Origin of the sequence: Methanobrevibacter sp. (assembly GCF_045586545.1) — an archaeon.
Classification (GTDB): Archaea; Methanobacteriota; Methanobacteria; order Methanobacteriales; family Methanobacteriaceae; genus Methanocatella.
In genome coordinates, this window is the sequence record NZ_JAZNAN010000055.1 from 1 (window position 1) to 5,847 (window position 5,847).

Annotated in this window: 5 protein-coding genes; 2 read left to right on the top strand and 3 right to left on the bottom strand. The window is 30.4% G+C overall.

Features of this window, described 5'->3' with window-relative positions; genetic code table 11:
• From ACKI3D_RS04490 to ACKI3D_RS04500, 3 genes are all read right to left on the bottom strand, one after another.
• Window positions 1–968: glycosyltransferase (locus ACKI3D_RS04490; protein WP_407392552.1), on the bottom strand; the 968-nt coding region annotated here is incomplete at its 3' end.
• A complete protein-coding gene (locus ACKI3D_RS04495) occupies window positions 969–2,027 on the bottom strand; it encodes an FkbM family methyltransferase (protein WP_407392553.1) in 1,059 nt (352 codons plus the stop codon).
• Between the two features lie 13 nt (window positions 2,028–2,040).
• Window positions 2,041–4,707 carry a CDP-glycerol:glycerophosphate glycerophosphotransferase gene (locus ACKI3D_RS04500; protein WP_407392554.1) on the bottom strand — a complete coding sequence of 889 codons (2,667 nt, stop codon included), beginning with the start codon at window positions 4,705–4,707 and terminating at the stop codon, window positions 2,041–2,043.
• Window positions 4,708–4,858: 151 nt separating this feature from the next.
• On the opposite strand from ACKI3D_RS04500, the gene ACKI3D_RS04505 reads away from it, so the two are divergent.
• Together ACKI3D_RS04505 and ACKI3D_RS04510 are read left to right on the top strand one after the other, a co-directional pair.
• The gene (locus tag ACKI3D_RS04505; RefSeq protein WP_407392555.1) at window positions 4,859–5,632 is read left to right on the top strand and encodes an ABC transporter permease; all 774 of its coding nucleotides are present in this window, start codon (window positions 4,859–4,861) and stop codon (window positions 5,630–5,632) included.
• A gap of 33 nt (window positions 5,633–5,665) precedes the next feature.
• The coding region (locus tag ACKI3D_RS04510) for a hypothetical protein (protein ID WP_407392556.1) at window positions 5,666–5,847 on the top strand (182 nt) is incomplete at its 3' end.

A 5,847-nucleotide genomic window follows, 5' to 3' on the forward strand; every position in this document is an offset into this window, starting at 1 on the left:
TTATTCATTAAATCAAATTTCTCATGATTATTTGAGATGATTGCATTATTAAATATAAATTTATGATTTTCACTCAAGATTTCTTCAAATTCACTGTCTTTAAGGCTTTCAAAGTCTTTTTTTAGTTCTTTAAAGAATTCTTCTTTATATTGTTCTTGCACTTGGTTGTATCTATCGATTATCCAAGTTATTTTCAGATTATATAATTTATTTTTGTAGTTGTCAAGTTCTCCATGTTTAATGAATAATCGAATGATGTCATTTACTACACCAATGATATTAACGTGTCCTTTATCACCGGATGCAGTTAAAGAATCATTATATCGTTTTCGAGTGTAGTAAAATTTGTCAATAAATAAAATCCTTTCAGCTTGAAATATAATATCCCAGAAGAATTGATTATCATGGAATTTAGAGTTTTCTCTAAATTGAGCGCCACTATTTTTGATAAATTCTGAGTTGTAAAATTTACACCATGGACTTACATTAAAATCAAATAATAAGTCGCCCAGGTCTTTGTAGTTGAAAACATCGTCCCTTACAAGATTTGAGATTGTTGTCATGTTCTGATATTCGGTTTCAAAGAAGTGGTCTTTTTCTACACCATAATTAATTGCTTTGAAAACTAAAAAATCAAGGTTTTTTTCATTAGCTATTTTGTAAAAGTCTTCAAATGCATTTAATTCTAAAGTATCGTCAGCATCCATGCAAAACAAGTATTTTCCAGTGATTTGGGTTAAGCCATAATTTCTAGCGTTACCTCCTCCTTTATGGTCAAGTGAGAATACTTTAACGCGATTATCTTTATTAGCAAAATCATTTAAAATGCCTAATGAATTGTCAGTTGAGCCATCATCAACACAAATCAGTTCCAAGTCATTCAATGTTTGGTTTAAGATAGAGCCAACAGAATCCTCTAGGAAGCGTTCAGCATTATAAACAGGCATTACAACAGATACTTTAACCATTTATATCAACTCTTTTGGCCGGCATTGAACAACAGTGTCTCCTAAAAATGGCCAAGGCTGCTCTTTAACTACATTAAATTCATAATCAAGTCCCAAATCATCAATCCATGGAATAATTTCAAAAAAGTCAGTTACTTTATGATAAATGCTGATTGTCAATATTGGCCTTTGTGTTTTAATGGTATTGAGTGCCCCCTCAAGAAGATCTCTTTCAGCACCTTCAACATCAATTGTAATATAGCCAACATCTAAGTTGTTTTCTTCTACAAATTTATCAACAGTAATTTCTTCAACCTTTAATTCTTCATCATACTCTCTAGCATTAGGGTTGCTTGTAATTCCCTGAACATTATCTCCTGCTAAATATAATGTTCGCTCACCATTAATGTTTCCTAAGGATTTCTTCACGGGGATGATATTTTCAATATCATTAGCCGCAATGTTTTTCTTCAAACCTTCAAAAGAATCATCAAAGGGTTCAAAGGCATAAATATTTTTTTCTGTAAATTTTGCCAAAGGAATTGAAGTATCTCCTGTAAATGCGCCGGCATCTATGATATTCTTATCTTTAAGGAATTCCTTATCCTTATCAGTTAAATTCAAATCAATGAAAGGATGTAAGTTGTATCTTCCATAATAAGTGTATCCTCCAATCATGTTCGGACCGGAATTTTCTTTTCTAAAGTTTAAGAATTTTTCCTGGTCTTTTAACTCATAATGGAAATAAAGAGAGTTCATTTTAATAACATTTACAGCTAATGCTCTTAAAAGTAGCCATTTGAATCTGTTTTTTGACGTGTGATTTAATCTGGATGTAACATCCATAAGCTTTTCTTCAAAATCATCCTCAAAATAGTATTCAATATAATTCCAATTACAAAATCCGCCCGCAACAGGATATTGTTCTAAGAATTCCTCACGTAACGTTGTTTCCTTTTCTTTTTTAATTTCTTCTAACTCTTTTTCGAGTTCCTCAACTCTTTTTTCTAAGGATTCGTTTTTTTCTTTGTAATAGTTATAAGAATTACTTTTGGATAATATTTTTTCTTGTAAACTCATAATAATCCCAAGGTCAATCTTTTAAATTTAAAATTGCATTGTAAACTCTTTCACAATTATTTTTGTCTTTATATTTATAAAAACTATTTACCCTGTTTTTATATTCATCTTTCATCTGGCAGTTGTTTTCAAGGTAGCCTTCAATAATTTCAATTAATTCATTTTCATTTTTTATAACTTCACCAAAACCCATAGTTTTGTATTTGAAATAACCTTCTTCGAAGTTGTAATCTTTAGCATATTGGTAGTAAATTACTGGTTTTTCCATATAAGCAAAGTCAAATGCAACAGAGGAATAATCTGTAATCATCAGGGCTGAATTTCTGAACAGTTCCTGATATATGTTGTCTTCATCGATTTCGATGTAATCGTTGGTGTCGAAGAGATGAATGTATTCATAAACTCTTGGATGGGGTTTGAAGATGATTTTGTAGTTGTGCTTTTTAGCTATTTTAATTAGTTTTTCATTGTTGATTAGTGAATTGATGTGCTTGAAATATTCGGATTCTCTGATTTGGTCTTCGGATGCATAAAGCAGTTTTTTCCTCCAGGACGGCATAATTATGATTTGTTTTTGGGGGTTTGTTTTTTCCAGACTGTCGAATCTTGGAAAACCTAGAACCTGGATGATTTTTTCATCATAGTTGTAACCAGGATCCAAGAATGATTTTTTCTCGTCATCAGAAACCGTTACGATAAGTTTCAAATTCTTTTCGAATTTCTTGAGCCATGAGGAAACGTTGTCTTTAGTAACTCCATGCTGCAGAAATATCTTATCTGAATTGTTAAGCCCAGCATAAGACTCTTCAGTTTTATTGATGAAAGGATTCAATATTTCATCGTCAGGGTGGGATGAGATGACTTTTTCAGCAAACAGATACATTAATCTGTGCTTGAATGAATTGAAAGCTATTAGATTCTTAATTTTTGAAAGTCTTTTAAAATCGCTTGAATTTTTGTCTAAAGCGAAGTATTTTGAGATATTGTCTTTTTTATTGAGGCAATATTTGTATAAATGCTCTGCATTGTCATCAGCAACATCAATCTTGTCCATGAAGAGCCAAATTCTCTTGTTTCTGTAAATTGGGTATAATAATAGGTAAATTAGTCTTGTCAGAAATATTGATGGGTAGTATTGCTCATGTCTTTTTAAAACTCTAAGTAAAATTGGAATTTCGGCTCGAATCATTTTTAGATAGGAATAATTGGAAATTTTGAATGTTCTCCCTTTTAAAATTAAGAAATGATTCTTTGAGATGCTGTAATTGCTTAATGTTGAAAGCCTTGCATAGTATGAAAAGTCGATTGGAAGTGAGAATATGGAATCTTTTGTTGAGTTTTCCCCGACAAATTGAGTTCTTATATCAATCGTACAGTCATCTTCAACTGGAATTTCGCAGTCGAAGTTGTATCTATCCTCTAAAGTGCATCCCAGGAAGTGTTTGGCGGTATTTTGGTAGTAAACTCTTTTTGCTTTATATGTTTCTTTAGAGTTTTTGATAATTTCAATTTCAATGTCCTCATCATTGAAAAAGGACATTAGGTATCCGGATAAGTAGAATATATTGCCTTTAATTTCACAGATGTCAATCCAGATTTTGTGGATGTCGAGCTGATCAATTGGTTTTGTGCCTGAAAATACTTGGGCGGTTTTGCCATCATAACTTGAATGGATATCTTGACAGGTCACAACTCCATTTAAATCAACATTTACGTTAGAGTATTTGAGTGTTAATAAGTGGTGAGCAATGTTTAATTTATCTTCCTTTAAAGATAAGATGACTTCATCTTCTAAATGGTTTAGGAGGTCTTTGATAGCCACATAAACTTCCTCAATTTCATCAATTTCTAGAACTTCATGTGCATCATCGAGGTTGAACATCCACTGGAGGTCATAAACGATTAGGTATTGGATGAATTTGGGGACTTCTCCATATTTGTTTTGAGCATAATTTATTAATTCCTTGAAATATTTGTTCAATCGGTCCAGATAATATTCCTTTCTGTAATTTGCTTTGTCAAGTGTTGAAGTGTTGTTGTCCCTTTTTCTGTAGTAATATTTTGGAGTTTTGAGGATTCCGTAGGTCGGATTGTCTATTAATAATTTGTTAATCATTAAGGTGTCTTCAGAGGAGATGATGTCAGTTGCAAACAGGTATTTGTCAAATGTTCCCGCTTTAAAAAAGCTGGAATTGGCATGAAGTTGGATGTAGTCCCAGTTTTTGTTTAGATTAACAACCTTGTCTTCGTCGAATTTATAGTTGAGCGGATGGTCTCCGCTTTGAGCATCAAAAAAGATTAAGGGAATAGTGACAAAGGGAACCTCTTGATGTTTTTTGAAAAATTTGAGCACTTCTTCGAAAGTGTTTTTGCTTAATTTGTCGTCACTGTCAAGAAAATTGACATATTTTCCATTAATGTGTTTTAATCCTAAATTTCGCGCTGAGCCTTGGCCTTTGTTTTCCTGGTATAAATAAATAATGTTATTTGGGTATTTATTGAGGTATTTCTGGCAGATTTCATTGGTGCTGTCTGTACTTCCGTCATCAACCAGAATAACTTCAATGTTTTCTTCAAATGATAATGTTTGGTTTAGAAGCGAGCCTATTGTTTCATCCAAATAGTTTTCACAGTTGTAACAGGCCATTACCACTGAAAATATTTTTTTTGATTTAAACATTGTTTGTCCCTATTTTCTTATAATATAAAAACTAAAAAACATAAAGTCCTTTTTTCATGTTAAGTTTTAATATATATTTATCGTGTTATAAGATAAATATTTAAAGAATAATTATCTAACATTAAATATAATTAATGATGAGATTGATGTTATGGATTTAATAGATAACAATAATAACTTCTTTCTATTAGAACAAATAGTTAGAAAAGATTTTGCATCAAAATATAAGGATTCATTTTTAGGCATTCTGTGGAGTGTCATAAAACCATTGGCAACAATGATAATTTTGACAATAATTTTCTCTACAATATTTGCACATTCTATTCCTAATTATCCAGTTTATTTTTTAGCAGGTAAATGCGTTTTTGATTTCTTTAAACAAGGAACTACTGCTGCAATGAATTCTATTGTTAGATATAAGGGAATTTTAAAAAGGATTAATGCACCAAAAGCAATGTTTGTATTGGGAAATATCATATCAGAATTTATTAATTTTTTAATTTCTTTAGCTATTTTATTTGCGGTTATGCTTGCAACTGGTGCTCCATTTTATTTCTCAGTAATGCCTTTTGCAATTATCACAATCATTTCGGCTATTTTGATGGTTGTTGGTTTTGGTTTAATATTATCAATATTAGCAGTATATTATACTGATGTTCAACATTTGTATGGAGTAATTACTTTCATGTTAATGTATGCATGTGCTTTATTTTATCCAATTGAGATTGTTCCTGAACCATATCAAAGTTTAATGTTATTGAATCCAGTATATTGGTTAGTTGATCAATTTAGAAAATTAATGTTTATGGGTGCAATCCCAGATACATTAAATTTATTTAATTCATTTTTATTTTCTTTGATTATTTTTGCTATTGGTGTAATTGTATTTAAAAAATATGAACAAAAAATTTCTATGAAATTTTAAAATGATGTTTTAATTAAATTGGGGTGCTTTATAATGTCATTAAAAGATGTATTCGAAAAAAGGGGAAATGAGGAAAAAAGTTTTGAATTTTATAAATCAGAATATGAACGATTATATGATGAAAATTTATTAAATAAAAAAATAATCAATTTATTAAATGATAAATTAATTGAATATGGTCGATTAAATGAGGAGTTTAATAATTTAAAACAAAT

Excerpts from the sequence above, each read along its gene's own strand:
- ACKI3D_RS04495 (WP_407392553.1), bottom strand. The coding sequence starts at position 2,027 with ATGAGTTTACAAGAAAAAATATTATCCAAAAGTAATTCTTATAACTAT.
- ACKI3D_RS04500 (WP_407392554.1), bottom strand. The coding sequence starts at position 4,707 with ATGTTTAAATCAAAAAAAATATTTTCAGTGGTAATGGCCTGTTACAAC.
- ACKI3D_RS04505 (WP_407392555.1), top strand. The coding sequence starts at position 4,859 with ATGGATTTAATAGATAACAATAATAACTTCTTTCTATTAGAACAAATA.